The organism is Clostridium saccharobutylicum DSM 13864 (assembly GCF_000473995.1).
Taxonomy (GTDB): domain Bacteria; phylum Bacillota; class Clostridia; order Clostridiales; family Clostridiaceae; genus Clostridium; species Clostridium saccharobutylicum.
In genome coordinates, this window is the sequence record NC_022571.1 from 1,794,476 (window position 1) to 1,820,576 (window position 26,101).

At 28.2% G+C, this 26,101-nt stretch carries 26 protein-coding genes; 24 read left to right on the plus strand and 2 right to left on the minus strand.

Annotated features, from left to right (window positions below):
* Positions 1 to 336: 336 nt before the first annotated feature.
* From CLSA_RS07835 to CLSA_RS23835, 6 genes are all read left to right on the plus strand, one after another.
* Complete coding sequence (locus CLSA_RS07835; RefSeq protein ID WP_022745009.1) at positions 337 to 747, plus strand: peptide deformylase; 411 nt, start codon at positions 337 to 339, stop codon at positions 745 to 747.
* 45 nt (positions 748 to 792) lie between these two features.
* Entirely contained in the window at positions 793 to 1,275 is a 483-nt protein-coding gene (locus CLSA_RS07840) for a GNAT family N-acetyltransferase (RefSeq protein ID WP_041716176.1), read from the plus strand.
* Between the two features lie 136 nt (positions 1,276 to 1,411).
* Complete coding sequence (locus tag CLSA_RS23825) at positions 1,412 to 1,573, plus strand: hypothetical protein (RefSeq protein WP_236903305.1); 162 nt, start codon at positions 1,412 to 1,414, stop codon at positions 1,571 to 1,573.
* Entirely contained in the window at positions 1,570 to 2,010 is a 441-nt protein-coding gene (locus CLSA_RS07845; RefSeq protein WP_236903368.1) for a Crp/Fnr family transcriptional regulator, read from the plus strand. The genes CLSA_RS23825 and CLSA_RS07845 overlap by 4 nt, the downstream gene beginning before the upstream one ends.
* Positions 2,011 to 2,075: 65 nt before the next feature.
* Positions 2,076 to 2,537, plus strand: coding sequence for an SDR family NAD(P)-dependent oxidoreductase (locus tag CLSA_RS23830; protein WP_236903307.1), 462 nt, complete (start codon positions 2,076 to 2,078; stop codon positions 2,535 to 2,537).
* A 93-nt stretch (positions 2,538 to 2,630) separates the two neighbouring features.
* Positions 2,631 to 2,879 carry a Rossmann-fold NAD(P)-binding domain-containing protein gene (locus CLSA_RS23835; protein ID WP_236903309.1) on the plus strand — a complete coding sequence of 83 codons (249 nt, stop codon included), beginning with the start codon at positions 2,631 to 2,633 and terminating at the stop codon, positions 2,877 to 2,879.
* A 786-nt stretch (positions 2,880 to 3,665) separates the two neighbouring features.
* Here CLSA_RS23835 and CLSA_RS23070 read toward each other — a convergent pair.
* The gene (locus CLSA_RS23070) at positions 3,666 to 3,839 is read right to left on the minus strand and encodes a hypothetical protein (protein WP_155738370.1); all 174 of its coding nucleotides are present in this window, start codon (positions 3,837 to 3,839) and stop codon (positions 3,666 to 3,668) included.
* Positions 3,840 to 4,875: 1,036 nt separating this feature from the next.
* On the opposite strand from CLSA_RS23070, the gene fliB reads away from it, so the two are divergent.
* From fliB to CLSA_RS07920, 15 genes are all read left to right on the plus strand, one after another.
* Positions 4,876 to 6,015: a flagellin lysine-N-methylase gene (fliB, locus tag CLSA_RS07855; RefSeq protein ID WP_022745023.1), complete on the plus strand. Its 1,140-nt coding sequence runs from the start codon at positions 4,876 to 4,878 to the stop codon at positions 6,013 to 6,015.
* A gap of 607 nt (positions 6,016 to 6,622) precedes the next feature.
* Positions 6,623 to 8,251 carry an aspartate 4-decarboxylase gene (gene aspD, locus CLSA_RS07860; protein WP_041716509.1) on the plus strand — a complete coding sequence of 543 codons (1,629 nt, stop codon included), beginning with the start codon at positions 6,623 to 6,625 and terminating at the stop codon, positions 8,249 to 8,251.
* A 732-nt stretch (positions 8,252 to 8,983) separates the two neighbouring features.
* On the plus strand, positions 8,984 to 9,139 hold the full coding sequence (locus tag CLSA_RS07865; protein ID WP_022745029.1) for a zinc-ribbon domain-containing protein: 156 nt from the start codon (positions 8,984 to 8,986) through the stop codon (positions 9,137 to 9,139).
* Between the two features lie 682 nt (positions 9,140 to 9,821).
* The gene (locus CLSA_RS07870; protein WP_041716510.1) at positions 9,822 to 11,732 is read left to right on the plus strand and encodes a sigma-54-dependent Fis family transcriptional regulator; all 1,911 of its coding nucleotides are present in this window, start codon (positions 9,822 to 9,824) and stop codon (positions 11,730 to 11,732) included.
* 211 nt (positions 11,733 to 11,943) lie between these two features.
* The gene (locus tag CLSA_RS07875; RefSeq protein WP_022745035.1) at positions 11,944 to 13,110 is read left to right on the plus strand and encodes an iron-containing alcohol dehydrogenase; all 1,167 of its coding nucleotides are present in this window, start codon (positions 11,944 to 11,946) and stop codon (positions 13,108 to 13,110) included.
* Positions 13,111 to 13,289: 179 nt separating this feature from the next.
* Positions 13,290 to 14,180, plus strand: coding sequence for a sulfide/dihydroorotate dehydrogenase-like FAD/NAD-binding protein (locus tag CLSA_RS07880; protein ID WP_022745038.1), 891 nt, complete (start codon positions 13,290 to 13,292; stop codon positions 14,178 to 14,180).
* A gap of 2 nt (positions 14,181 to 14,182) precedes the next feature.
* Complete coding sequence (gltA, locus tag CLSA_RS07885; RefSeq protein ID WP_022745041.1) at positions 14,183 to 15,574, plus strand: NADPH-dependent glutamate synthase; 1,392 nt, start codon at positions 14,183 to 14,185, stop codon at positions 15,572 to 15,574.
* 344 nt (positions 15,575 to 15,918) lie between these two features.
* Positions 15,919 to 16,473 (plus strand): biotin transporter BioY, encoded by a 555-nt coding sequence (locus CLSA_RS07890; RefSeq protein WP_022745044.1) that lies wholly within the window; start codon positions 15,919 to 15,921, stop codon positions 16,471 to 16,473.
* Between the two features lie 32 nt (positions 16,474 to 16,505).
* Positions 16,506 to 17,258, plus strand: a complete 753-nt coding sequence (bioD, locus tag CLSA_RS07895; protein WP_022745047.1) for a dethiobiotin synthase — start codon at positions 16,506 to 16,508, stop codon at positions 17,256 to 17,258.
* 23 nt (positions 17,259 to 17,281) lie between these two features.
* Positions 17,282 to 18,643 carry an adenosylmethionine--8-amino-7-oxononanoate transaminase gene (gene bioA / locus CLSA_RS07900; RefSeq protein ID WP_022745050.1) on the plus strand — a complete coding sequence of 454 codons (1,362 nt, stop codon included), beginning with the start codon at positions 17,282 to 17,284 and terminating at the stop codon, positions 18,641 to 18,643.
* 447 nt (positions 18,644 to 19,090) lie between these two features.
* Positions 19,091 to 19,261 carry a hypothetical protein gene (locus tag CLSA_RS23410; protein WP_022745053.1) on the plus strand — a complete coding sequence of 57 codons (171 nt, stop codon included), beginning with the start codon at positions 19,091 to 19,093 and terminating at the stop codon, positions 19,259 to 19,261.
* A 404-nt stretch (positions 19,262 to 19,665) separates the two neighbouring features.
* Complete coding sequence (locus tag CLSA_RS07905) at positions 19,666 to 20,433, plus strand: potassium channel family protein (RefSeq protein ID WP_022745054.1); 768 nt, start codon at positions 19,666 to 19,668, stop codon at positions 20,431 to 20,433.
* Positions 20,434 to 20,636: 203 nt separating this feature from the next.
* Complete coding sequence (locus CLSA_RS21985) at positions 20,637 to 21,110, plus strand: transglutaminase domain-containing protein (protein WP_022745055.1); 474 nt, start codon at positions 20,637 to 20,639, stop codon at positions 21,108 to 21,110.
* A gap of 437 nt (positions 21,111 to 21,547) precedes the next feature.
* Positions 21,548 to 22,243 (plus strand): hypothetical protein, encoded by a 696-nt coding sequence (locus CLSA_RS07915; protein WP_022745056.1) that lies wholly within the window; start codon positions 21,548 to 21,550, stop codon positions 22,241 to 22,243.
* Between the two features lie 100 nt (positions 22,244 to 22,343).
* Positions 22,344 to 22,523, plus strand: coding sequence for a hypothetical protein (locus CLSA_RS07920; protein WP_022745057.1), 180 nt, complete (start codon positions 22,344 to 22,346; stop codon positions 22,521 to 22,523).
* A gap of 337 nt (positions 22,524 to 22,860) precedes the next feature.
* Here the strand turns inward: CLSA_RS07920 and CLSA_RS07925 are convergent, their stop codons facing one another.
* On the minus strand, positions 22,861 to 23,499 hold the full coding sequence (locus CLSA_RS07925) for a hypothetical protein (protein ID WP_022745058.1): 639 nt from the start codon (positions 23,497 to 23,499) through the stop codon (positions 22,861 to 22,863).
* 172 nt (positions 23,500 to 23,671) lie between these two features.
* On the opposite strand from CLSA_RS07925, the gene CLSA_RS07930 reads away from it, so the two are divergent.
* From CLSA_RS07930 to CLSA_RS07940, 3 genes are all read left to right on the plus strand, one after another.
* On the plus strand, positions 23,672 to 24,016 hold the full coding sequence (locus CLSA_RS07930; RefSeq protein WP_022745059.1) for a hypothetical protein: 345 nt from the start codon (positions 23,672 to 23,674) through the stop codon (positions 24,014 to 24,016).
* A gap of 150 nt (positions 24,017 to 24,166) precedes the next feature.
* On the plus strand, positions 24,167 to 25,282 hold the full coding sequence (locus CLSA_RS07935) for an alpha/beta fold hydrolase (protein WP_022745062.1): 1,116 nt from the start codon (positions 24,167 to 24,169) through the stop codon (positions 25,280 to 25,282).
* A 246-nt stretch (positions 25,283 to 25,528) separates the two neighbouring features.
* Entirely contained in the window at positions 25,529 to 26,089 is a 561-nt protein-coding gene (locus CLSA_RS07940) for a GNAT family N-acetyltransferase (protein ID WP_022745064.1), read from the plus strand.
* Positions 26,090 to 26,101: the final 12 nt, after the last annotated feature.

A 26,101-nucleotide genomic window follows, 5' to 3' on the forward strand; every position in this document is an offset into this window, starting at 1 on the left:
ATGTTGTGTTTATAATGGTAATTTGATGCAACTAGATAAAAGATACTTAAATACTAAATAAGGTTTAGGATAATTAACGGTGAAATGTATACATGGACAACCAAAATAAATAGAATATGATTAAATATTAAAACATAAGCCAATGATATTAAAAGTGTCATTGGTTTATGTTATAATTTTTTTGAGTTAATGATGTGTATTAAGTGAAGAACTTATAGTTATTATAGGAAAGGATATAGTCAAGCAAATTTATTTAATAAAGTTAGGTTATGAGATATATTTTAAAATCATATCTTATTTTTTATAAAGAATATAACTGAAAAAGAGGTATAAATTATGATAAAACCAATTGTAAAAGATATATTGTTTTTAGGACAAAAATCAGAAGAGGCAACTAAAAATGATATAGTAGTAATTGATGATTTAATAGATACATTAAGAGCAAACCTAGAGCATTGTGTTGGATTGGCTGGTAATATGATTGGAGTAAAAAAACGTATATTGGTATTTGCTGTAGGCAACCTTATTGTGCCTATGATAAATCCAGTTATATTAAAGAAGGAAAAGCTTTATGAAACAGAAGAGAGTTGTTTATCTTTAATTGGCTTTAGAAAAACAAAGAGATATGAAATGATAGAGGTGGAGTATCTTGATAGAAATTTTAAGAAGCAAAAGCAAGTGTTTAATGGATTTACAGCACAAATAATTCAGCATGAAATGGATCATTTTGAAGGTATAATAATCTAATTGAATAATTAAAACAGTATTTATCAGTAAAGGGAGTTAATGTACATGAATATAAGAAATGCAACCATTGAAGATTTACAAGCGATTACTGCTGTTGAATCAAGATGCTTTCCAGCAGCAGAAGCTGCTTCAGAAAGTGATTTTAAAAAGAGATTAACTGTATATCCTAATCATTTCTGGCTTTTAGAGGATGAGGGAAAACTAGTTGGTTTTGTAAATGGAATGGTGACAAATGAATCAATATTAAGTGATGAGATGTTTAAAGATGCTAATTTACATAACGAAAATGGTGAGTGGCAAATGATTTTCGGTGTAAACACTATACCTGAATATCGTAGAAAAGGTTGTGCAGAAAAAATAATCAATAAAGTAATTTATGATGCCAAAAAGCAAGGACGCAAGGGATTAGTGCTTACTTGCAAAGAAAAACTGTTGCATTATTATGCGAAATTTGGCTTTAAAAATGAAGGTGTTTCAGAATCAACACACGGAGGAGTAGTTTGGTATGATATGCGCTTGACTTTTTAATGTGATAGACATTAAGTAGATATAACTATAAATATTTGTTTGATTCTTAGTTGTAGCCAAATAACTCACTAATAGCCAAGAAGTAGAAAATACTAATGAATATGTTTCAATCCCACCAAAGAAATGAGGTTTTTAGGTGAATAAGAATGTATATGATGGTTTATGGATGAAACTTTTAAAAAGCAAGGCGATTTCTCTTGATAATGAAAATATAGCTTTATTGCAGAATATTTTTAAGCCAAAGTTGTTAAAAAAGACACATTCTTTTTACAAGAAGGTGAAAAATCTACTGAAATAGGGCTTGTTGTTAATGGGGTTTTTCGTTCTTATTATATTGATAAAACAGGTAATGACATAACAAAATACTTTTATGAGGAGGGTGGAGTATTATTTTCTTATTTGGCACATCTATGTAAAAATGAATCTATGTATTATATACAAGCATTAGAAGATAGTGAAATTTTTGTAGCTAAGATTTCTGACTTTGAGAAAATAGTTGAAGGAAATTATCAATTACTTTTATTTTATAAAAAAATGATTGATAATGTTCTTGTTATAAAAGAAGAACATGCAAGTAGTTTTAAATTATTAGATAGCACGGAACGCTATAAGCAATTTATTAATTCATATCCAGAGTTGGAAAAGCGTCTTAAGCAATGTCATATTGCTTCATATTTAGGAATAACCCCTGTATCACTTAGCAGAATAAGAAAAAAATCCAATATTAACAAATGATAATGCAATCAACCTCTAAGTGACTTATTATTTAGATAAGTTTTATGAATGGAGGATGATTTATAATGAAAAATGAAACAGTTATTTTAATTACAGGATGTTCTACAGGGATTGGACGAGAACTATGTAAGATTTTATCTGATAGAGGATATATAGTAGTTGCAACAGCTAGAAATGTGGAAAACTTGAAAGATTTGCCTGTATCATTAAAGTTGTCGTTAGATGTTACTAAAAAAGAATCTATTTCGCATGCAATAAATGAAGTTATATCGAGATTTCAAAGAATTGATATCCTGGTAAATAATGCAGGTTACTCAATTAGAGGAGCTTTGGAAGAGATTAATGTAGAGAGTGCAAAAAATATGTTTGATGTGAATGTGTTTGGCATAATTAATATGATTCAAGATGTTGTTCCTATAATGCGTAAGAAAGGAGCTGGTAAGATTATAAATATCGGCTCGATTTCTGGAAAATTTGTTCGAGCGATTAATGGAGCATATTGTGCATCGAAATTTGCAGTTGAATAATTAAGTGATACATTACGTTTAGAATTACATAAATGTAATATTCAAACAACCGTTATTGAACCTGGACCAATAAAAACTAATTTTTTAAAAACTATGGCTGCGAACTCAAATGATCTTATGAGCAATTCAAATTCGTATTATTCAAGATTTTATGAATTTGATTCTAGATATAGAAAAAAGCAAAATTTAACAAGTTCTAAAGAAGCAGCAGAAACAATTGCTAATATAATTTTGAAAAAAAGGCTTAATGCTCGTTATAAAGTTGCGGTTCCATTCACGTATAACATAGTTGCACATTTACCAGATTTTCTAAGAGAATATATTATGAAAAAACGTAAATAGATATAAATTATTCATATCCTATGAAGTTATAACGCAATACATAATCATCTATATAAAACACCCCTAATGCTGCAATGAATATAAAAACATTAGGGGTGTTAAGGCACATTCAAATAAATAACAAGTCAATCTGCCAGCATGTTTTTTATCATGTTGCTTGGGTAAATTGGACCTGTTATTTATTTTGATATGATTAAATTTCCTGTCATGGTATAGAAGTACTAAGTGTTTATATTAAGAAAAAACTAACCTTGATTTACGCTGCTAACTTTATTATTACCTTTATTTCTATTATTTTTATTTTCATTTTGGTCAACATTACTCTTATTATTTTTATTCTTGTTATATTGAGAAGCACCCATTTAATTATCACCACCTTACTTTAGGCACAATCAAATAAATAACAAGTCCATTTGTTAGTCTATTTTCTATCAGAGGAAGCTCGACTTGCATTCGCTCACTGAGTAAGCGATTCACACCAAATCATAGATTTGGGTTCCCTGCTCATCGGCAAAATACCATAATAGGCCTGCTATGATGGCACTTTGTCTCCTTGCCTGATAAAAAAATATCCATGGCAAATTGGACTTGTTATTTATTTTCATGTGCCTTATTTTTTATTATTCACGGAAAAAGTTTATGTTATTCATAATAGTACAATAAATAAAAAATATAATTTCAGGCACATTTTGATTGTGCAATTAGTTATAGATACAGATTATAAAAATAAATTCAAATTTTGAAGTATATCTAAACTAGAAAGGAGCTATCTTCTTTTTCGGAGTGTTAAATTGATAATTGTGCTGTAGATATTTCTTCATTAGAAGTTATAACATTTTTGCTTGTCCTCCAGCTTGTCTGAGGAACATGCAGGAATGGAACAACTTCTGTTGTTAGAAATTCATAGTCTTTTTCGCTAGTAACCGAAACAAAACAGCAACATTTCTTTGGGTTAGTCACTACACAACTTTAAATTTCAACGTACTAACTGTATTTTTTACTATTAATTTCATAGTATTATAATTTACATAGTGAAGAAAATAGTAGTGGCATATAATAAGGCACAATCAAAAAAATAATAAGCCCATCTGCCAGCCTATTTTCCATAGAGGAAGCTCGACTCGCATACGCTCACTGAGTAAGCGATTCACACCAAATCATAGATTTGGGCTCTCTGCTCATCGGTAAAATGATATAATAGGCCCGCTATGATGGTATTTTACTCCCTTGTCTAATGAAAAATAGTCATGGCAGTTTTGGAGTTATTATCTATTTTCATGTGCATAATAAAATCTTAATTTAGGAGGTAAAAATGCTATGAGTGAAAAAAAGGATTGTTCTTGTGCAAGTCAACAAGAAAAAGAAAAGAAAGCAAATAACTGTGGGGTTAAACATAGTAAAAAGACACATAAAAAAGATTAATATTAAGGCACAATCAAAAAATAACAAGTACATTTGCCTAAAAACATGAATCATTAATATTTTAGCCTGAAGTAGAAATTATATTAAAAATAAATTTTTACTCCAGGCTTTTTATGATTATTGTGAAATTAATGATAAAATAAACTATAATTTAGATTATCTATTGTGGCATATATTGTTAATGAATTGTTGTGACTTAGTATGTAAAATGTGAATAATTAGGATTTTAATTCATAAATATGTTATGCTATCATATGAGCGTCGTATATATAAATAAACTATAGATTAAATTTAAAATTTGAAATATATTTAGGCACATGAAAATAAATAATGAGTTTGGATATTTTTCATCAGGCAAGGAGACGAATTACCTTCATAGTTGACCTATTAGGAGAATTTGTCTATGTAGAATGATGAGACTAGGTCATTTAATAGACTTATTATTTTTTTATGTGCCTTAAACACTAGAAATAAGCGATACTATCTAGCAATCGAGCAAAATAGTATCACTTCTTTCGGTAAATTACATGCATAAGTTAGAGTTGAATTATCATTAAAGAGATTGGAGTTAATTATGAAAGTTAATGTTTTTTTACCTAAATATATGGAGGAGTTTAAATGTGTAAGCTCAAGCTGCACTGATACTTGTTGTGCAGGATGGGATATAAATATAGATGAAGATACATATAACAAGTACATTAATAGTACTGGAGAAATGAAAAAATTATTAGATGGAAAGTTTTTAGAAAATAAAGATGAACATGATTTCTTTAATCATGGGTTTATGATACTAAAAGATGAAAACAGATGTCCGTTTTTAAATTCAAATATGCTTTGTGATATACATGGAGGAGTTGGAGAAGAGAACCTATGCATAACTTGCAAGAGTTATCCTAGAGTTTTTAATATTGTAGATAATGTATATGAAAAAAGTGGATTGCCTTCTTGTGAGGAAATATGTATTAGAGCATTTTTAAATAAGGAGAAAATGGAATTTGTTGAGCGTGAATGTGAACTTGATGAAAAAAATACTGAAATAAGAAGAATTATAGATAGTGAGGCTTTTGAAGGAACAGACAGTCTTCTTCAATATTTCTGGGATATAAGAGTGATTTCAATAAATATCATTCAAGATAGAAACTATACTATAGAAGAGAGACTTAACATCCTTAGAAGTTTCTATGAACAAATTGAAAGTGCACATAAATCTAATGACTTTGACTGTATAGAAGAACTTTTAGAGGAATTCAATGATGGATTAGTAGACTATGATACTTTAAAAGGGTCAGCATTTAAGGAAAATGATGAATTTTATATGAGTATTGTAGAAGACAAACTTGTGAAAAATATAAGAAGTTTAAGATTACAAGCATGTGTAAATGAATATAAACAAGGAATTTTAAATCAAATTGATTTATGTGATCATATAGAAAAATCTAAGTATTTCAGCCAATTAGAATGTTATTCTTATGTTTTTGAAAATTATTTAGTAAATCAAATTTTTAAGGACTTAATTCCTTTTAATAAAGGAGAAAGTTTTATAAAAAGTATTAATGTACTTATTAATAGCTATAGGATAATAAAAGCATATATAATAGGAATTGCAATTAACTCTGAAGAAGAAATAACAGAAATGTACATTATAAGAGTTATTCAATCTTTAAGTAAAGACATAGAGCATAATAAAGTTTTTAATGAGTTGCTAGAAAAATAAATATTATTAAGTAGTCAGTTATTTCATAATTTGTGTATAAAATAGGCTGTATCGAATTTTGGTTAACTATGGCATAAGTATGATTAATAGTTTGGATATCTACATATAAACAAACTATTAATTAGATTCATAATTAAAAATATATTCTAAACTGTATTAGAAAGAAATGGTGTCCTTTTGTTGAGCGTTACATTGATAAAATGATTGTAGGATTTCTTCATCAAAAATTATCTTATTCTTGAATGTACTTAACTTGCTTAAGAAGCATGCAGGAATAGAAACAACTTTTGATATTAGAAATCCACAATCATTTTATCTAATAACCGAAATAAAAAGAACACCATTTCTTTTTGTAAGTTACCACAGAATTTTAAATTTAAGTTATTTATCCATAAGTTAAACTATTTCTTTGAATATTATTGAATAAGAATAAATTATTAAAACTTATCTAACAATATATACTATAGGATTTATAGTTAAAAATGACGTAAATCACGTGAAAATAAATAACAAGTGCAATACAACTGGAATTGTTATTTATTTGAATGCGTTTTGAGATTATAAATATTGTTTTATATAAATTATTTAAGATAAGGAGATGTTATTTATTGATATTCGTAATGTTCAACGTGAAGAAATAGAAAATATTTATGGTAAGATAAGTCCTTTTGAATTTAAAGATAAATTGATTAAACTTGCAGAAGGTCAGAGGGTAAAGAGTGCTCATACATTACTAGACGCAGGAAGGGGGAATCCAAATTGGACTGCAGCAACACCAAGAGAAGCTTTTTTTGCCTTTGGTATTTTTGCGGTAGAGGAAACAAGGAGAACGTGGAATGATGGTGATTTAGCTGGTATGCCAAGAAAAGATGGTATTGCAGAAAGGCTCTATGATTATTTAGAAAGTCATAAAGAGATGCCAGGAGTAACACTTATAAAAGATATAATTGATTATGGAATTAAACGTGAAGGTTTTGATCCTGACAAGTGGGTATTTGAACTTACTGATGCGATTATTGGAGATAATTATCCTGTACCTGATAGGATGCTTACTCATATTGAAAGAATTGTCCATGAATATCTTGTTCAAGAATTATGTTATAACAAGCCACCGGTAGGTAGATTTAATATTTTTGCTGTTGAAGGAGCTACAGCAGCAATGTGTTATGTATTTGATAGTTTAATAGCTAATGAATTATTAGCAAGAGGGGATAAAATAGCACTAATGGTTCCTGTTTTTACCCCTTATCTTGAAATACCACATCTACCTCGTTATAACTTTGAGGTTGTACATATTAATGCAGCAGAGTTAACAGAAGATGGAACACATACTTGGCAATATCCTGAAAGTGAGATTAACAAGCTTAAGGATTCAAGTATAAAAGCATTGTTTGTTGTTAATCCTAGTAATCCTCCTTCTGTTGCAATGAAGCCTGAATGCGTTCAAAAATTAGTGGATATAGTACAAAATGATAACCCTGATTTAATGATTATTTCAGATGATGTATATAGTACTTTTGTAAATAATTTTCGATCACTTATGGCTGATTTGCCTTATAACACAATAGGAGTTTATTCATTTTCAAAATATTTTGGAGTAACTGGCTGGCGTTTAGGAACAATTGTGCTTTATGAAAAAAATGTTTTTGATAAATTATTAAAAGAACTACAAGAAGATAAAAAAGTTGAGTTGAGGCAGCGTTATGGAGCACTTTCTACTAGTCCTGATGAAATATCATTCATAGATAGAATAGTAGCAGATAGTCGACAAGTTGCGTTAAATCATACTGCAGGATTATCAACACCTCAGCAGGTTCAAATGGCTTTCTTTTGTGCTTTTGCTTTGCTTGATAAGGAAAATAAATATAAGAATCAAACAAAGGAAATTTGTAGACGAAGACAAAAGCTTTTATTTGATGGGTTAGGTTTAGATCTAAGAAAAGATCCATATGATGCCGCATATTATACAGAATTTGATTTGCTAGAATGGGCTACTTGTTATTATGGAAAAGAATTTGGTGAGTATTTACAAAAACAATATAAACCTGTAGATATTTTATATAGATTAGCAGAGGAATCTTCTATTGTATTGTTAAGTGGCGGTGGATTCCAAGGACCTGAATGGTCTATTAGAATATCTTTAGCAAATCTAAAGGATGATGCTTATTCAAAAATTGGAGAAGCGCTTCACAAAATATTAGAAGAATATGTTGAGTCGTGGAAACAATTAAATTAATAATAAAGATTGTATAATACATATAGAAAGAATTTAGTTTATTACATTTAATTGTTTATGTTGAATGTAATGAAAATACTTAAAGTAAATTTAGAGTTGAGTTTCAATTTTTAGACAAGGAAATTTTTCATTTTTACTATTAATTTCATGGTATTATAATTGTTTTATTGAATAAAATACTAGTGTGATATTATAATTAAATTCTTTCTTTTAAATATGAATAGCTGTTATGAGAAAAAACAGTATTGATTTTATGCAAGAAAATCAGAAAAGGAAAGAAAATAATTATGTCATTAATTAAAAAGATATATAAAAAGATTGATATTAAGATTAATTTATATGCCTAAAAGAAAAATTAATCTCTATATTTTAATGGATTTTTGTAGCTGTAAGTATATTTTGGGTAATCTAATTAATTATGGTAATATATACATGTATACTTTAGATGAAATATAGTGTATAATACAATAAATTTATGAATGTTTAAAATAACATTTATGATGTATTATATTAAGAATTATCTTACAAATTTTTTTAATAATTTAATCATTCATAAATTTAAAATTTTAAAGGATTAAATAAATATAATAAAAAAAGGTTGCTATTTAAAATAAAAGCTGTTATAATAAACCTTGTAATAAAGAAGGTTTTTATATAGAGATGTGCATTTCTCCTTTTAGAGAATTATATTGATCGATATTAATCTTTGATTTTAGAAGGAGGAATTTTAATATGGAAGATAAGACTTTAGTATGTAAAGATTGTGGAAAAGAATTTGTTTTCACAACTGGAGAACAAGAATTCTACAAAGAAAAAGGATTCGATAACGAACCTGTAAGATGTCCAGATTGTAGAAGAGCTAGAAAACAACAAAATAACAGAAGATAGTTTTGGTTGTTTTAAGAGTTATAAGGTTTTCTTATAACTCTTTTTTATTCTTTACGAAATTATAATGAATTGAAATTTGTGGATGATTTTTGAAGTGTCAGAAACACATAGTCTGCGAAGCAGATTTTCTTGATTATATTATTTAAGAATACAAAGAGTGTAAAATAGGTGATAGAAATGATAGATATTTAAAACACTTTATTTTTATAAAAGTTTTAATAAGGTGTGGGTTCCTAAGTAGTTAATCCCTGAAAGCTGCTTTCCAAAGCAATAATAATTAATATATTATTATTAACATTACAATACAGATATTCGTTTGTTTATATTTAGAAAGCATTATTTAGGCAAATAAAAATTTCGATTAAATGCTGATAAAAATTAGAGTTTGTAAATATTTTAACCTAAAGTAGAAATTTATTTAAAATATATTTCTATTTTAGGTTTTTATATTAGATACATGAAAGAAAATAACAAGTCCAAAATGTCATGATGAAAAATAGGTTTGACAGATGGAATTGTTATTTTTTTGTTTGTACCTAATTTACTATTATTATAAAATTAATGGTAAAATAAAGTATGGATAATTAAAAATAGAAAATATATTATGTACAAAATAAATAAAATTGATCAGTGTACAAGCGGTTTAACAGTAACTAAAGCTAAAAAAGAATGGGGATGTCTTATGGAAAATAGGAAAATATTAATTGAAAATTCACATAAGAGAAGTGAAGGTTATGGAATTGAGAAAAAATCAAATTATTCAAAGAAAATTCTTTTGGGGGAAGAACTAGAGAAAATATTAATTATAAACAAAGAATTGATAGAAGTATCTGAAATATATATTGATATGGTTTTTTCTGCAGTAATGGATGATGACTTTATTATGGTGTTAACAGATAATAATGGATGCATTTTATACATGAAAGAAACAGAGTGTAGTAATGATAAGTTAGACTGTATAAATATTAAAGTTGGAGCTTACATGGATGAGAGAAATATAGGAACCAATGCTATGGGAACTGCAATTAATGAAGATAAATGTGTTCAAATAACAGCTAGCGAACATTATATTGAAGGGTTTAAGGGATTAACTTGTTCAGCAGCACCTATTCATAATACTGGTGGAGATATTATAGGAACGTTAAATTTAACTTGTAGAAGTAGTATGAAACATCCACATACACTTGGACTGGTAGTCTTTGGGGTTAAGGCAATTGAAAATGAATTGGATAAGAAAAAGATAAATGATATATTAACACAAACTTATAACTATATGGAGAGTGTTATAGAAAATTTAGATAAGGGTATTATAATTGTTGATAAGGAAGGGAAAATAGTTAATATTAATAAGTTTGGAGCAGAAATATTTAATAAGGATAAAGATGCTTTATTAAAAGAACATATAAATTATATTCTTCCTAATTTAGAAAATATATTACCTAAATTAGATGAAAATAAAAGCACTATTATTAAAGAAGTCAAACTTAAACATACAAGTACATATAAGACTAAATTAGTTTTTAAGGGAATTAAACATAAAGAAAAAACAATTGGAATGGTTGTAACAATGAGTAATGAAAAAGAAGAAGTAGATGTGAAAGATACAACAGGTGCTTTTTTGACATTTAATGATATCATAGGTGAAAGTGCTGCAATTATTAATGTTATAACCAATTGTAAGATTATTTCTAATAGCCCTTCCACGGTACTAATTCAAGGGGAAAGTGGAACGGGAAAAGAAGTTTTAGCACAAGCTATGCATAATTACAGCTTAAGAAGAAGAAACAAATTTGTAGCAATAAATTGCGGAGCAATACCAGATAATATGATTGAAAGTGAATTATTTGGATATGAAGATGGGACTTTTACTGGGGGGAAAAAAGGTGGAAAGCCAGGAAAGTTTGAAATTGCAAATGGTGGAACTTTGTTTTTAGATGAAATTGGAGAAATGCCACTGGATATGCAGGTTAACTTATTAAGAGTACTTCAAGAAGGCAGAGTAACAAGGCTTGGAGGCAGTAAAGAAATTAATGTAGATGTGAGGGTGATTGCAGCTACGAATAAGAACTTAAAAAAAGAAATTAAAAAGGGAAACTTTAGAGAAGATTTATATTATAGATTATGTGTAATTCCAATAACATTGCCGCCATTAAGGGAAAGAAAAGGTGATTTAGAAAATCTTATAGAATATTTTTTGAGAGTGAAATCTTTTAAGTTAAATAAACATATGCTGGAGATTAAAGAAGATTTGTATAATAGTTTATTATCGTATAGTTGGCCAGGAAATATAAGACAGTTAGAAAATTATATAGAAAATATAGTTAATTTAGATGGAAATTTATCATTTGATTTATGGGAAGAAGAGGATGACAAAAAAAATCAAGTGATAATTGAAGAAATTATAGGAAATATCAGTGATAAAAGTGAAGAAGTTAACAAAGATAATTTCAATTTACAAGAATTGGAGATGAAAACTATTGAAGAAGCTATAAAATATTATAATAATAATATGACAAAAGTAGCTAAAGCACTAGGAATTAGCAGAAATACATTATATTTAAAAATAAAAAAATATCAAATAGAAATGTACTAAAATAGGACAGTGTCCTAAAATAGGACGTGTATTTTATAATAAGTGTCTTGTTTTAGTACATTGTTTTGTTTTATAAGAAAAAAACATTTATCAAAAAGTGGCTTAAATAGAAAGATTGATAAAACAATAACAACTTGGCACGGAAATTGCTATATAATATATTTGTTAAAAAATAAACAGAACACGACTAGATTTTTAGGAGGAATTATTTATGGCACGTTTTACGTTACCAAGAGATCTATATCATGGAGAAGGAGCATTAGAAGCACTTAAAACTTTAAAAGGTAAGAGAGCTTTCGTAGTAGTTGGCGGTGGGTCAATGAAAAGATTTGGTTTTCTTAAGCAAGTTGAAGATTATTTAAAAGAAGCAGGAATGGAAGTAGAATTGTTTGAAGGTGTAGAGCCAGATCCATCAGTAGAAACAGTAATGAAGGGTGCAGAGGCAATGAGAAACTTCAACCCAGATTGGATAGTTGCAATGGGTGGAGGATCACCAATAGATGCTGCAAAAGCAATGTGGATATTCTATGAATACCCAGATTTCACTTTTGAACAAGCAGTTGTTCCATTTGGATTACCAGATCTTAGACAAAAGGCTAAATTTGTAGCTATTCCATCAACAAGTGGTACTGCTACAGAAGTTACAGCTTTCTCAGTAATAACAAATTATACAGAAAAAATAAAATATCCATTAGCTGATTTTAATATAACTCCAGATATAGCTATAGTTGATCCAGCATTAGCTCAAACTATGCCAGCTAAATTAGTTGCACATACTGGAATGGACGCATTAACTCATGCAATAGAAGCGTATACTGCGTCATTAAGATCAAACTTTTCAGATCCATTAGCTCTTAAAGCAATTGAAATGGTACAAGAAAGTTTAGTTAAATCATATGAAGGTGATAAAGAAGCTAGAGACTTAATGCACGAAGCTCAATGTTTAGCAGGAATGTCATTCTCAAATGCTTTACTTGGAATAGTTCATTCAATGGCTCATAAAGTAGGAGCTGTATTCCATATACCTCACGGATGTGCTAATGCAATATTTTTACCATATGTAATTGAATATAATAGAGTAAAATGTGAAGACAGATATGCTGATATAGCTAGAACATTAAAATTAGAAGGAAACACAGATGCAGAATTAACTGATTCTTTAATTGAAGTAATCAATAAATTCAATGATCAATTAAATATTCCTCACTCAATGAAAGAATATGGAGTTGACGAAGCTGAATTTAAGGCAGAAGTTTCATTTATTGCTAAGAATGCAGTTTTAGATGCATGTACAGGATCAAGTCCTAGAGAAATAGATGATGCTACAATGGAAAAATTATTAGAATGCACATACTATGGAACTAAGGTTAACTTCTAAATAAAAAGTAATTGACTTAATATATATTAGTATTTATAATATTGTTCAATACACACTAGCTCTCGCTTTAGAGAGCTTTTGTTAGTAAAATGACAATTAGGTATAATGTGTAAAAAATGAAAAATAAAAGTAATTTAAAATACAAAAAATTAATATGAAAAATACAGGAGGTACTAAGGATGTACAAAATAGTTAGTAAAAGAGAACTTACAGGTAATATATTCTTAATGGATATAGAAGCACCAAGAGTTGCAAAATCTGCAAAACCAGGTCAATTTATAATAATAAAGAATGATGAAAAAGGTGAAAGAATACCTTTAACAATAGCAGATTATGATAAAGAAAGAGGAACAGTAACTATAGTATTCCAAACAGTTGGAGCTGGAACTCAACAATTAGCTACTTTTAATGAAGGAGATTATGTTTGTGATTTTGTTGGACCATTAGGACAACCAAGTGAATTTGTTCTTGAAAATGTAGAAGACTTAAAGAAACAAAACATAATTTTCATAGCTGGTGGAGTAGGTGCAGCACCAGTATATCCACAGGTTAAATGGATGCATGAAAATGGAATTCAATGTGATGTTATAGTAGGTAGCAGAAACAAAGAATTATTAATATTAGAAGAAGAAATGAAAGCTGTAGCAGGAAACCTTTATGTTGCTACTGATGATGGATCATATGGATTTAATGGTAGAGTTACTGATTGTTTAACTGACTTAGTTAAAAATCAAGGTAGAAAATATGATCATGCAGTTGTAATTGGACCTATGATCATGATGAAGTTTATGGCTATGTTAACTAAAGAATTAGAAATCCCAACTACAGTAAGCTTAAATCCAATAATGGTTGATGGTACAGGTATGTGTGGTGCTTGTAGAGTAACTGTTGGTAACGAAGTTAAGTTTGCATGTGTTGATGGACCAGAATTTGATGGACATTTAGTTGATTTTGACGAATCAATGAGAAGACAAACAATGTACAAATCAGAAGAAGGAAGAGCACAATTAAAATTAGAAGAAGGTAACACTCATAACCACGGTGGTTGTGGATGCAAGGGGGACAAGTAGTAATGAATATGCAAGATAGAATGAAAAGAACACCTGTTACTGAACAAGCTCCAGAAGTAAGAGCTAAAAACTTTAAAGAAGTTTGTTTAGGATATGACGAACAAAATGCTGTAAAAGAAGCTAATAGATGTTTAAATTGTAAGAATCCTAAGTGTGTTGAAGGATGTCCAGTATCAATTAACATTCCAGGATTTATTAGCAAAGCTAAAGAAGGAGATTTTGAAGGTGCTGCTAAAGAAATAGCAAAATATAGTGCATTACCAGCAGTTTGTGGTAGAGTATGTCCACAAGAAAGCCAATGTGAAGGTAATTGTGTACTTGGAATAAAAGGTGAAGCAGTAGCTATAGGTAAATTAGAAAAATTTACAGCTGACTGGGCAAGAAAGAATAATGTAGATTTAGCAGCAACTGATTCAGCAAATGGCAAGAAAGTAGCTGTTATAGGAAGTGGTCCAGCAGGATTAACTTGTGCAGGAGATTTAGCTAAAAAAGGTTATGATGTAACTATATTTGAAGCTTTACATGAAGCAGGCGGAGTTTTAGTTTACGGAATACCTGAATTCAGATTACCTAAAGAAGATGTTGTTAAAGCTGAAATTGAAAACATAAAGAAATTAGGCGTAAAAATCGAAACTAACGTTATTATAGGAAGAACAATAACTATAGATGAATTAATAGAAGATGAAAAATTTGATGCTGTATTTATAGGATCAGGAGCAGGTCTTCCAAAATTCATGGGAATTGAAGGAGAAAATGCAAACGGAGTATTCTCAGCTAACGAATTCTTAACAAGAGTAAACTTAATGAAAGCATTTAAAGATGATTATCATACACCAGTTAAAGCAGGAAAGAAAGTTGCTATAGTTGGTGGAGGTAACGTAGCTATGGATGCTGCAAGAACTGCATTAAGACTTGGAGCAGAAGCTCATATAGTTTACAGAAGAGGTCAAGATGAATTACCAGCAAGAGCTGAAGAAGTACATCACGCTAAAGAAGAAGGCGTAATATTTGACGTTTTAACAAATCCAACAGAAATCTTAACAGATGAAAATGGATGGGTTAAGGGAATGAAGTGCGTTAAAATGGAACTTGGAGAACCAGATGCTTCAGGTAGAAGAAAGCCTATGGTTAAAGAAAATTCAGAATTTGTTCTAGATGTTGATACAGTAATAATGTCACTTGGTACATCACCAAACCCATTAATATCTTCAACAACTGAAGGCTTAGAAGTTAATAAGTGGAAATGCTTAGTTGCAGATGAAAATGGATTAACTACTAAAGAAGGCGTTTATGCTGGTGGAGATGCAGTTACAGGAGCTGCTACTGTTATCCTAGCAATGGGAGCAGGAAAGAAAGCTGCTAGCGCTATAGATGAATATTTAAATAATAAATAAGAAATAAAAATAAAGAGCACTCTTTTGTGACATTTCACAAAAGAGTGCTCTTTATTTTTTTATAAAACTGTCTTAACTTATGAAGCTGAAAATGTACCTAAATATTTTATCAATCGCAAGATTTTTGCCCAAAATTAAGAACATATAGGTTTCCTCATTGAGAATTTAATATATTACAAACAGAGAAATATGTATCTAATTTCGGCTGGGATTAACATAAGTTCTATTCTTATTGCGACCGCTATAGTACAGATAGATTGTTAACTATAAACAAAATATAAGTTGACGATATAAAAACGTTGGACTATCCTTATATGTGAATATTATGGTTAGGAGGAATAATTATGAAAAGTACGAGAAGCTTAATTTTGGTATCCATGTTTGCAGCATTAACAGCAATTGGAGCTTTTATAAAAATACCAATTCCATTTGTACCATTTACTCTTCAATATCTGTTTTGTGCATTATCGGGTATGATTTTGGGATCAAAATTAGGAGCATTATCACAAATAGTTTATGTGACAATTGGACTTATTGGGATACCTGTATTTACAGAAGGAGGTGGAATTAATTATATATTTAAGCCGACATTTGGTTACCTTATTGGTTTTATAATAGCGGCATATGTTATAGGAAAGATAAGAGAAAAAGTAAAAAAATTAACTTTTCTAAAAGCAGTATTAATATTACTTTTAGGTTTGTTTTTTATATACCTATTTGGAGTAGTGTATATATACATTAGCTATAATTTATATTTAGGTCAAAAAATTTCTTTTTATTTTGCATTTTTTTATGGTTTTGTGGTTTGCGTAGCTGGAGATTTGATACTAACAATATTTTCGGCATATATTTCAGTTAAAGTACTACCTATATTAGATAGATATGGATATATAGAGTAAGAATATTACATGATTAAAAGTGAGGGAGAAAAATGACAAAGGGAATATTTATAGTTGGAACAGATACTGATGCAGGTAAAACTATTGTAACGTCAGGACTTATGCATGTTATGAGGAGTAATGGATATAATGCGACTTATTTCAAAGCAGCATTGAGTGGAGCTATTGAGGTAGGTAATGATATTATCCCTGGTGATACAAAGATTGTTAGTGAAATGGGTAATTTACATGAGGATTATGAAAACATAACACCATATGTTTATAAGACTGCAGTATCACCACATCTTGCATCAAAAATTGAAGAGAAACCTATCAATATAAATGTCATAAAAGAAAAATTCAATTATTTAAAGGAAAAATATGATTATATAATTATGGAAGGCAGTGGCGGAATATTATGTCCATTAATAGATGATGAAAATGGAATATATGGACTTGAGAATCTTATTAAAGATTTGAATATGAGTGTTATTCTTGTTGCAAGAGCTGGACTAGGAACAATCAATCATACAGTATTGACTGTAAGATATATGGAATCATTAGGAATTAATATTAAAGGAATTATAATAAACAATTATATAGGTAATCTTCTTCATAATAATAACATTGAAATGATACAAAAGATTACCAAGTTACCTATAATAGGTAAGCTTGAAAATATTAAAAACATTGAAGGTATTGAAAATGTTGAGAATATAAATGATTCTATGGTTAGCGCTATAAGGACATATGCTGAAAAGTCTTTTAATGTTTCTACTCTAGAAGAATGTATGGACGAACTATAAAGTGAAAGTTGAGGTATATTTATATGAATGATTATGTAAAAAAAGATTTAAAGTATATATGGCATCCTTGTGCACAAGCGAAAGATTATGATGATTTTAAACCAATAGTAATTGAAAAAGGTGAAGGTGTTTGGCTTTATGATATAGATGGAAATAGGTATTTAGATTGTATATCATCTTGGTGGACTAATACTTTAGGGCATAGTAACAAGAGAATTAATGAAGCAATAAAAAGACAAGTTGACAATGTTGAACATGTTATATTTGCGGATTTTTCAAATAAGCCAGCTATAGAGTTAGCTGAAAAGCTTGTGGAAATAACACCGGACAAGCTTACAAAAATATTTTTCTCTGATAATGGATCTTCAGCGGTAGAAATAGCTTTAAAAATGAGTTTTCATTATAATATGCAAATGGGAAATCCAAGAAAAAAGAGATTTGTAACACTAAGTGGAGCATATCATGGAGAAACTTTAGGGGCATTATCTGTATGTGATATTGATAAATATAATGAAGTTTATAAACCTCTTCTTTTAGAAACTTTAAGAGTTGAAGGGCCAGATTGTTATAGATGTAAATACGGCCTTCAAAGGGAAGTTTGTAATGCGGAGTGTTTTGAAAACATGGAGAAATGCTTGACAGAAAACAATGAGGAGATAAGTGCAGTGATAGTTGAGCCTATGGTTCAAGGTGCAGCAGGAATGAGAATTTATTCTCCAATATATCTAAAAAAGCTTCGAGAGCTTTGTGATAAATACAATATACATCTTATTGCGGATGAAATTGCAATGGGATTTGGTAGAACAGGAAAGATGTTTGCATGTAATCATGCTGAAATAAGTCCAGATTTTATGTGTCTTTCAAAAGGAATTTCTGCTGGATATATGCCTATGTCAGCAGTTATGACTACAGATAAAATATATAATTGTTTCTATGGAGATTATAAAGAACTAAAAACATTTATACATAGTCATACTTATACGGGTAATGCTATGGCTTGTGCTATTGGAGTAGAAAATCTGAAGATATTTGAAGAAGATAATATTATAAAAAATAATATAAAAAAGGGTGAGCTTATAAAGAAACTTACATTAGAAAAAGCAGAAGCTTCGAAGCATGTAGGTGATGTAAGAAGCATAGGAATGATAACAGCGATTGAATTAGTAAAAGATAAAAAAACAAAGGAAACTTATCCTTGGCAAATGAGGGTGGGCTATGAAATTTATAGAATTGCTCTTAAAAAAGGATTATTGTTAAGACCAATGGGGAATGTATTGTATTTTATTCCACCATATGTGATTAATGAAGATGATATAAAATTTATGGTAAATACGTGCTTTGAAAGTATAGAAGAATACTATAAAAGAACAGTTGATATTATGTAATAAATAGGCACATTCAAAAAATAATAAGTCCATATGCAAAGGTTATTTTTCATCATGACATTTTGGACTTGTTATTTTATTTAATGTATATAAAATAATAATTAGTTATAATAAAAAGTATGTGATTTTAATAAAAGTGAATGTTTTTTACTTACTTTAATATGCTTCAAAATATTGCAATTGTTGAAGAGAAATCAAGAAAGAATATTTTTAGCTTTTGTTATTTTTATAAAAACTACTTGATAATTATTATTAAATAGTATATATTATTAATATAGAAAGTAATAATATATAGGTCGTAAAAGATTTTATTAATAAATTCTAAGTCTCAGCAGAAGAAGTATAGAGCAATATTTATTATTTATAAATTTTATTAATTAGAACTTATATGTTAAAATAGAAATAGAAAGTTAATAGATTTTTATTTTTATAAAGGAGGGATTAATAATGGGAAATTTAATTAAAATTAATATGTATTCAGAAATTAAAAAAGGTAAGAAGAAAAATTTGAAATTAGAAAATATAGAGAAGGTTATTTCGGCGTATAATATTTGGTTAGAAAAGACAAATAGAGAGGATAGAATAGAAAATTATGAGAAATTCTTACGAGCTCAATAAATATTTTTAGAGGTAGGTTACAATTTTACATTTAACCTACCTCTTTTGACGTTTTATATCATTTTATATATATGCTGAAATATGATTTATTCATTCCATAGTGATACTGTACATAATTTTAATTTAGAATTCAACTTTCAACATACACATATAATTAAGAAAATAAATTATTCTTAATATTGGTTATCAAGCATAGATCGAAGAGTATTAAACATATAGCATATAGATATATATTTTCTTTTTGTATTCGTTTATCATGAAATATTAGGTTTGATTCATTGATTATTTATAAGAAGTGCTATGTTTTTATTGTTATAAATCCGAGTATTAAATTCTATGAAGAAATTGACAAACAACATAAATAATATACAATTATGATATAAACATTAATGGGGGACGTACTTGTGGGAAAAATTAATAAGAAATTATATTATGAAATATTTATTTCTATATTGTCTCTTATAGTTTGTACAATAATTTTAGCTCAATTGACATTAAACTTGTCAAAAGAAAGTACTTATATATTAGATTGTTGGGATAATGTTATATGGGTTATATTTGTAATAGATTATATAGTAAGATTAATTTTTAGTGAAAATAAACTTGAATTTATTAAAAATAATAAAATAGATTTAATATCTATAATACCATTTGGAACTCTATTGCAGTCATTAAGAATATTTAGATTTGCTAGAGTATTACAGTTAACAAAATTGTCTAGACTATTACGATTTACAGTATTACTATATAAATTTAAACATAGAGCAGATAAATTTTTAAAAACGAATAATTTTGGATATATATTAATAATAACAATATTAACAGTATTTTTTGGAGCATTTGGAATTTCAGTGGTAGAAAATAAGAATTTTGCTGATTCCCTTTGGTGGAGTTTTGTGACTACAACAACTGTTGGATATGGAGATATAAGTCCAGCAACCAATGCGGGAAGAATTATAGCATCCATATTAATGTTAGTTGGGATAGGATTTGTAGGAATGTTAACTGGTACTATATCAACTTATTTTTTAAATAAAAATAATAAAGATCAATCATATAAAGGTGAGGTTATCGAAACAATTCAAGAAAAATTAAATAATTTTGATTCACTTAGTAAAGAAGATTTAGAGGACATGCATGCTGTGTTACTAAGTTTAAAAGAAAAGGATTGAGGCACATTCAAATAAATAGCAAGTCAATTTGATAGTCAATTTTCCATAATGCTGCATGAGCAAATTGACCTAATAGATCCACTAAGATGGACGTCCTCACATGATGAAAAATATCCATGGAAAATTACACCTGTTATTTATTTTAATGTACTTAAGTTTTTTATCATGTAAAACTAGAATACAAGAAATTGAAGGTGAAAGAATTGAAAAAACTAAAAAGAATTTCTTTAGTAATGTTATCGTTTATAGTAATAACATTTATGAACCCAATACGAGCAAATGCGGAATGGAAAAAAGATAATTATGGCTGGTGGTATACAGAGGGGAGTTCTTGGGCTACAGGATGGAAATTTATTGATTCTAAATGGTATTATTTTAAATATAATGGATATTTGATTCAAAATGCATGGATGTATGATGGATATTATTTAAATTCTAATGGAGAATGGACAGATTCAGCCAAATTTAAAAGAGAAGATATATTAATAAATGGTAAAGTTCGCTGTGAATCAGGAAAGATATGCAATGATGTAGGAGATTTATCAAATTTAAAAGTAATTAATAGTGAACCATGTCTATATACGTGGGATAATGATTTGCAAGTAAAGTATGTAGGAATGAATACATTAGATGTATATGATTTTAATGAAAATAAAGTAGATAAGGTAGCATTGTAAGTATGGGGTTCCGCAATGAAAATGGAGCTTATGTGGTAACTCACCGAAATCATATATATATTTGTTCCATCGGACTTATGAAATTTTCACAAATATATATATGATTTCTAGTGGAGATATTAACAACAAATAAGTATAGTTCTACTTTCTGATATATACTATATCAGAAAGGATAGGTGCTCTTTTGTTAAGTGTTACATTAGAGAATATGTTGCGGGCATTTCTTCATCAAAAGTTGTTCCGTTTTGGCTTGTGTCGGTAGCATGCTGAAATGGTGCAACTTTTGATGTTAGAAAGCCTCAACTTATTCCCAGTAACCGAAACAACAGAGTACCTGTCCTTTCGGTAAATTATCGCATAAGTCTAAGTTTACATTTAGATATCTATAGTTAAGTAATGATACAAAGTTTAAAAATAATAAAAATGAGGAGGCGTTCATGGGCAAAAATATTAATAAAAGTATAGATAAAAAGCATAAGCATAGTAAGACTTATGTAATAAGTATCTTAGCATTCTTAGTTGTTGTAACAGTTTCTATTGGATTAATTAGTATGCATTTCAAAATGAAAGAAATAAAAACATCAAATTTGGAAGATTATTATGAAGATACAGAATTTTTAAATGATATCCATAAAGATAGTTATGTTCTTTATAAAAATGTTTTAGAACAACAACAAGGGAAAAGTTTAACTTTTGGAGAAGTATATTTAAAATCTGATGCTAAAAATAATAATGATAAGGTAGCAGATATTTTGAACAATTCATTAGAATCGTGGCAAGAAAAATTTAATAATAAGTTTAAAAGTTTAAATTATTTAGTATTGGATAAAGATGGAAATATAATTAAGACAAATACTGATAATAATTTGAAAACATTAACGGATATAAATAAAAAAAATGATAATGATATTGAAAAATTAAAGAATATCTATAATTGGTATATGGTTGTAAATTTTAATAGCTATGGTGATATAGCTGTAACTAATGTCTATGGCGCAGATGAATATCAAGTAAGAAATCGATTTTCAGAATTTAGTATGGAAAGATTTTTTAGAAATGAAATCAATGATAAGAGTGTTAAATTTAATCAGATTGAAAATGTTACATTTGTTTATGCCATTCCTAAAGAGTAAAATATTATGATAATATATAATTATGTTATAATAGTTATAACTAAGACATATAAGAAAATAATGTGTCTTTAGAATGTTAAGTTATTAGGAGGAGATAGTCATGTTTACTAAGGAGGAGCTTTTAGTAATTGAGGATGCTTTAAAAATTGCAGATGAAAAATATATAAAATTAATTGATGAAAATAAAAATAATAAAAATAGAATGGTAGCTTATAATAGAAAACAAAAGAAGCTATGGTTAGTACAAAATAAACTTAAAAAACTTATAGAAGAAAATTAGGCACATTAAAGAAAAGAACAAATCCAAAGTTGCGATGGATATTTTTTATCAGATAAGGAAGTAAGATTTTATAATAGTGCGCCTATTATGACATTTTGCTTATGCAGTATGATGGAAGATAGGCTACAAATGGACTTGTTATTTTTTGTATTGTGCCTAAAATTATATGATAATTAATAGAAGGAAAGAGTACTCTTTGTTTGTAAGTATAACATTTAACAAAAAGTACTCTTTTATTTTAAATTAGACATATTTTTGTAGTTTACCAAAAGTAATGATAATGCAAGTATTAAGTATGACAAACTAAAATGGAATATATTTAAAAGAGAAAAGTTTTTTATTTAAACTTATCTGGATATTGTTTTATAATTCCTTCTCTTATTGTATTTGCAAATTTAATCATATGTTCTTCACCTTTATCATATGATTCAACATCTGCTGACCAATCTTTTTTTATTCTAGCAATAACTTGATCTGTAACAAATTCTAAGTGTTTATGTAACATGTCTTTTAATTGTGAATCTGACCAATTAGGATTTGCATTGGCTAAGAAATCAGCAATTTCATCTACATTTTTATACCATGATTTATTATATTTATCTAAATCATCTTTGTTATTATTTTTAGCAGCATCTACTACTTGACCTCCAATTGCAATATGTTCTCTTAAAAGTTTTGATAGTTTATTGCCAGCTTCTTCACCGTAATAAGGTTTTATTGATGAACCAATCTCATCTTGATTTTTTAGTAATCTCTGTAATACAGCATCTTTATCGCCAAGAGAAGATAAGTCGCTAACTATAAAGTTTCTAGTCCAAGAAACATGATCAATCCAGAGCTTTTGCTCAGCTAGCTGCAATTTTACTGCGGGATTATTTAATTGTGCTAAATTATCATTTGCGTATGCCTTAGCAGGAATTAATAATGTAGTAAATAATATTGTAGATAGTAATAAAGTTGAAAAAAATTTTTTCATAAGTTCACACTCCCTTTTAAAAATCTTTTTTATTTTATCCAATAATTTCAGGAGTATGCTTTAAGAGGTTGTTCTTAAGATAAGATAATTGATAAAATAAGACATAAATAATATAATAGTTAATATCTATATTTCAAAAAATGATAGTAAAAAGCAAGAAAAGGAGAAATACATGAAAAAATTGTTTCAAGTTAAGGATCTAATATTTTATAAAGAAGATTATTTAGGTGATATAACGGAATATGAAGATTTAATACCTATAATAGAAGAATTAAGTCCAGATTTAGAATATGAAATGATAGAGATTGCAGGAGATAATCTTTGTTGCGATAAAACTAAAAAGAATATGTTGGTAGAGATAATCGGTTATATTGATGAAAGTGATGATTTTATAACAAAAGAAGAGAGAGATGCACTTGGACTTGCAGCAGCTGGTAAGAAATTTGATTTATTTGTTATAACAGTTCATAAATGTACTGCTTGTGGGAAATGGTCAATTTCATTGCTTGAGGAATAATTAAGTATAACTAATTAATATTAGAGTATTTATAATATAACTCATCCTAATAAGGAGCATACATTGAGTTTATTGAGACAAGTATGCTCCTTATTTTTGTTTTGGTTGTTTGAATTTAACTATGATAAGAAAAAGAGGTGAATAATAGTTATGAACAAAAATAGAAGAAAAAGATTATTATATATATTGAGAATATTATTAGTAATGTCTATAATAATTGGACAACTATTTGGAGGTTATGATATTTTAAGTAAGATTGCCAATGCGTCAGAAGCAAGTGATAACTTAAATAACATATATGTTTCTGAAGAGAATTATAGTGATAATATGAAAAATATTGTAGAACCATATATCAATAATAAATTGCAATATGGGTATATTGATGGAGACGAGGACGTTAAGTTATATTATGAAAAATATTTGATAGATAATCCTGTTGGAAATATCGTAATATCTCATGGCTATGGAGAATCATTAGAGAAATATCATGAATTGATTTATTATTTTATGAAGAGTGGATATAATGTTTTTGGGATTGAACATAGGGGACATGGAAGATCAACGCCTCTTGGAATAGCAGATAAAACTCAAATACATGTAAAATCATTTGAGCAGTATGTTATAGATTTTAAAGGTTTTATGGATGAAATTGTTGTACCAAATACAGAAGGTAAAAAGACTTTTTTATATGCTCATTCAATGGGGGGAGCTATTGGAGCTGAGTTTTTAGAAAATTATCCAAAATATTTTGATTCAGCTGTTTTAAGCGCACCAATGCTTGAAGTCAATACTGGTAATATACCTAGTTTTTTAGCTAAAATAATTGCTAAATCTGAAGTGGCTTTGGGACGTGGTGGAGAATATGTAATTGGCAAACATAGTTATACTCCTGAATATAATGTTAAAAATATAGGGACAACATCTCTTAACAGGTATAATTATTTACATGATATTATAGTTAACAATGAGGTTTTTCAAAAAGGAGAAGCATCATATAATTGGGCAAATGAATCATTTAAAGTAACGGAAGAAATAACTAAAAAAGAAAATGCAGAGAAAGTAACAATACCTGTATTATTATTTCAAGCTGGACAAGATACCTATGTGAAATCAGGTGGGCAAAACAAATTCGCACAAAACGCTGATAATTGTAAAATCAAGAGAATAGAAAATTCTAGACATGAAATATATAGGGAAAGAGATGAAATTCAAAAACCTTATTTAGAAGAAGTCGTAGATTTTTTTAATAGTACAAATGAAATTTAAAATGCATTATAATTGTTGTATGACATATTAGGAAAGCAGAGCTAAGCTTATGGCTTATCTCGTATCAGTAAAATAGCTACGTTGGAAACTAGTGAGTGTAAAACTTTCACTATTCTTCCACTGGCTATTTTTTATTTTAAAGACAATAAAGAGGATACCTTTTTAGTAGCAGATTTCTGGATTTACAGTTTATGTTATAATTGATTTAAAGTAGCATTATATAATGAATTATTTGGGAGAGCATATATGAATGAATTTTTATCAACTTATATTTTAAAAGAAATACAAATTAAAAATGGTCAGAATTTAATATTAAGAAAACCTATGGTAGATGACGCTGAAAAAATGATTGAATATCTTAATACTGTTGGTGGTGAGAGTGATAACTTATTATTTGGAAAAGATGAATTTCATCTTACTGTTGAGCAGGAAATGAAGTACATCAAAAATATAAATAATGCTACCAATACATTAATGATTTTAGGAATTATAGATAATAATATTGTTAGTGTTGCACAAATTAGCGGTAATAGCAGAAAAAGGATTGATCATAACAGCGAAATTGCTATTTCAGTTAAAAAGGAATATTGGAGAAATGGAATTGGAAGTGTTATGATGGAGGAATTAATAGGATTTTCCAAGAAACAAGGGACAATAAAAAATATAAGTCTTGGTGTTAAGGCAAGTAATTTTAATGCGATTAAGATGTATGAGAAATTTGGATTTATAAAGGTTGGCGTGCATAAGAATTTCTTTTGTGTAAGTGGTATTTTTGATGATGAAATACTGATGGACTTGTACTTATAATTATAAAAATTA

What these genes read in the sequence shown, in the direction of transcription:
- CLSA_RS07870 (WP_041716510.1), top strand. Translation starts at nt 9,822, where the DNA reads ATGGAAAATAGGAAAATATTAATTGAAAATTCACATAAGAGAAGTGAA.
- bioA (WP_022745050.1), top strand. Translation starts at nt 17,282, where the DNA reads ATGAATGATTATGTAAAAAAAGATTTAAAGTATATATGGCATCCTTGT.
- CLSA_RS07840 (WP_041716176.1), top strand. Translation starts at nt 793, where the DNA reads ATGAATATAAGAAATGCAACCATTGAAGATTTACAAGCGATTACTGCT.
- CLSA_RS07835 (WP_022745009.1), top strand. Translation starts at nt 337, where the DNA reads ATGATAAAACCAATTGTAAAAGATATATTGTTTTTAGGACAAAAATCA.
- CLSA_RS23410 (WP_022745053.1), top strand. Translation starts at nt 19,091, where the DNA reads ATGGGAAATTTAATTAAAATTAATATGTATTCAGAAATTAAAAAAGGT.
- CLSA_RS07925 (WP_022745058.1), bottom strand. Translation starts at nt 23,499, where the DNA reads ATGAAAAAATTTTTTTCAACTTTATTACTATCTACAATATTATTTACT.
- CLSA_RS07865 (WP_022745029.1), top strand. Translation starts at nt 8,984, where the DNA reads ATGGAAGATAAGACTTTAGTATGTAAAGATTGTGGAAAAGAATTTGTT.
- CLSA_RS07915 (WP_022745056.1), top strand. Translation starts at nt 21,548, where the DNA reads ATGGGCAAAAATATTAATAAAAGTATAGATAAAAAGCATAAGCATAGT.
- CLSA_RS07940 (WP_022745064.1), top strand. Translation starts at nt 25,529, where the DNA reads ATGAATGAATTTTTATCAACTTATATTTTAAAAGAAATACAAATTAAA.
- CLSA_RS07880 (WP_022745038.1), top strand. Translation starts at nt 13,290, where the DNA reads ATGTACAAAATAGTTAGTAAAAGAGAACTTACAGGTAATATATTCTTA.
- CLSA_RS07890 (WP_022745044.1), top strand. Translation starts at nt 15,919, where the DNA reads ATGAAAAGTACGAGAAGCTTAATTTTGGTATCCATGTTTGCAGCATTA.
- CLSA_RS07935 (WP_022745062.1), top strand. Translation starts at nt 24,167, where the DNA reads ATGAACAAAAATAGAAGAAAAAGATTATTATATATATTGAGAATATTA.
- CLSA_RS07930 (WP_022745059.1), top strand. Translation starts at nt 23,672, where the DNA reads ATGAAAAAATTGTTTCAAGTTAAGGATCTAATATTTTATAAAGAAGAT.
- CLSA_RS23835 (WP_236903309.1), top strand. Translation starts at nt 2,631, where the DNA reads ATGGCTGCGAACTCAAATGATCTTATGAGCAATTCAAATTCGTATTAT.
- CLSA_RS07875 (WP_022745035.1), top strand. Translation starts at nt 11,944, where the DNA reads ATGGCACGTTTTACGTTACCAAGAGATCTATATCATGGAGAAGGAGCA.
- gltA (WP_022745041.1), top strand. Translation starts at nt 14,183, where the DNA reads ATGAATATGCAAGATAGAATGAAAAGAACACCTGTTACTGAACAAGCT.
- fliB (WP_022745023.1), top strand. Translation starts at nt 4,876, where the DNA reads ATGAAAGTTAATGTTTTTTTACCTAAATATATGGAGGAGTTTAAATGT.
- CLSA_RS23830 (WP_236903307.1), top strand. Translation starts at nt 2,076, where the DNA reads ATGAAAAATGAAACAGTTATTTTAATTACAGGATGTTCTACAGGGATT.
- bioD (WP_022745047.1), top strand. Translation starts at nt 16,506, where the DNA reads ATGACAAAGGGAATATTTATAGTTGGAACAGATACTGATGCAGGTAAA.
- CLSA_RS07920 (WP_022745057.1), top strand. Translation starts at nt 22,344, where the DNA reads ATGTTTACTAAGGAGGAGCTTTTAGTAATTGAGGATGCTTTAAAAATT.